The 1,954-nt window shown below is 73.0% G+C and carries 1 protein-coding gene; it reads right to left on the reverse strand.

Translation table 11 applies throughout. From position 1 onward, the window contains the following. Positions 1 to 99 precede the first annotated feature (99 nt). Positions 100 to 1,854, reverse strand: a complete 1,755-nt coding sequence (gene polX, locus HW445_RS28835; RefSeq protein ID WP_180223786.1) for a DNA polymerase/3'-5' exonuclease PolX — start codon at positions 1,852 to 1,854, stop codon at positions 100 to 102. Positions 1,855 to 1,954 lie beyond the last annotated feature (100 nt).

The following is a 1,954-nucleotide window of genomic DNA, read 5'->3' on the forward strand; positions in this document are numbered from 1 at the left end:
TCGGCGTGAGCGGTGTGAGCGGTGTGAGCGGCCCGCCGGCATCGTCTGCACGCGCCCCGCGGTCGCGGCGGTCGCCGCCCCGATCCGCCGCGCCTGTGCTCAGCCGCGGTGCTTCCCGCGCAGGAAGCGCCGCAGGCGCGGCAGGGGCCAGGTGTTGATCACCTCGTCGGCGGTGAGCCAGCCGCGCCGGGCCGTTCCGACGCCGAAGCGCAGATGGGACAGGTCGGGAACGGAGTGGGAGTCGCTGTCGATCGCGAACCTGACCCCGTGCCGCCTGGCCCGCAGGATGTCCTCGTCGCGCAGGTCGAGGCGGTTGGGGTGGGCGTTGATCTCCATGGCGGTGCCGGTGCGCGCGCACGCGGCGGCCACCGCGTCGAGGTCGAACTCGATCCCGGGCCGCTTGCCGAGGATGCGGGTCGTGGGGTGGCCGATGATGTCGACGTACGGGTTCTCGCAGGCGCGGATCAGCCGGCGGGTGAGTTCCTCGCGGCTCTGGTGGAAGTGCGAGTGGATCGAGGCGACGCACAGGTCGAACCCGGCCAGGAACTCACCGGGCCAGTCCACCTCGCCGTCGGGGCCGATGTTCAGCTCGACCCCGTGCAGCAGCCGCATGCCGCCGCCCTTGCCGGTCCTGCCCCGCCTGCCGAACGCGCCGTCGAGGGCGCGGACCTCCTCGCGCTGGGCCAGGATCCGCTCCTCGGTCATCTGCTGCATGGACAGGTCGGGCGCGTGGTCGGTGATCGCGTAGTAGGCGTGGCCGAGCTTCGCGGCCTCGGCGGCCATCCGTTCCAGCGGGGCGAGGCCGTCGGTGAGGTCGGTGTGGGTGTGCAGGTCGCCGCGGAGGTCGGACTCCTCGATCAGGTCGGGCAGTTCACCGCGGCGGGCGGCCTCGATCTCGCCGCGGTCCTCCCGCAGCGGCGGCGGGATCCAGGGCAGGCCGAGCCGGGCGTAGACCTCCTCCTCGGTCGCGGAGACGATCTTGTCGCCGCTCTCGGCGTCGAACAGCCCGTACTCGGAGAGCTTCAGCTTCCGGTGCACGGCCATCTCCCGGATCCGGATGTTGTGCGCCTTGGAGCCGGTGAAGTAGAGCAGGGCCGCGCCCCAGGAGCCGGGCGGGACCACGCGGAGGTCGACGGCGAGGCCCCGGGCGGTGCGTACCGAGGTCTTCGCGGGGCCGCGGGCGGTCACCTCCGAGACGTCGGGCAGCGCGGTGAAGGCCCGCATGAACGGCTCGGAGTCCTCGGCGGCGACCAGGACGTCGACGTCACCGATGGTCTCCCTGCCCCGGCGCAGCGAACCCGCGTACGCGCACCGCAGGCAGCCCTCGATCTCCGACAGGCGGGCGACCACGTCCTCGGCGAGGTCCAGTGCGGTGCTGATCAGCACCCGGTCCCCGGAGGACCGCAGCAGTTCCACGCCGTGCCGGATGTTCTCCTCGGTCCTCGGCCCGAAGCCCTTGAGGTCGCGGACCCGCTCCTCGCGGACGGCGTCGAGGAGTCCGTCGACGGAGGAGACGCCGAGTTCCTGGTGGAGGGTGTAGGCCTTCCTGGGGCCGAGTCCGGGGACGGCCGTCAGCCGGCGCACCCCGTCCGGGATCCTCGCCCGCAGCTTCTCGACCGCGGCGACGGAGCCGGTGCCGAAGTACTCGGTGACCTTCTCGGCGATCGATCTCCCGACCCCCGGGATCTCCTGGAGCCCCTTGGCGTCGAGCGTGCCGACGTCGGCGTGGTGCCCGCCGATCGCCCGGGCGGCCTTCTCGTAGACACGCGCCTTGAAGGCGTCGCCCCCGGTGATCGCGATCAGGTCCGCGTACTCCTGCAGCAGTGCGGCGACCTCGTCGTTGGACCTCGGCATGGGGGACGAGTGGGCAGATCCCCGCCGTTCATGCCTACCGTCCGACCACCGCCCTCCCCGGCACGCGGGCCGACGCGACGGCCGGGGCGCGTGCCCGCCG

Source organism: Streptomyces sp. UH6 (assembly GCF_013421635.1).
Taxonomy (GTDB): domain Bacteria; phylum Actinomycetota; class Actinomycetes; order Streptomycetales; family Streptomycetaceae; genus Streptomyces; species Streptomyces abyssomicinicus.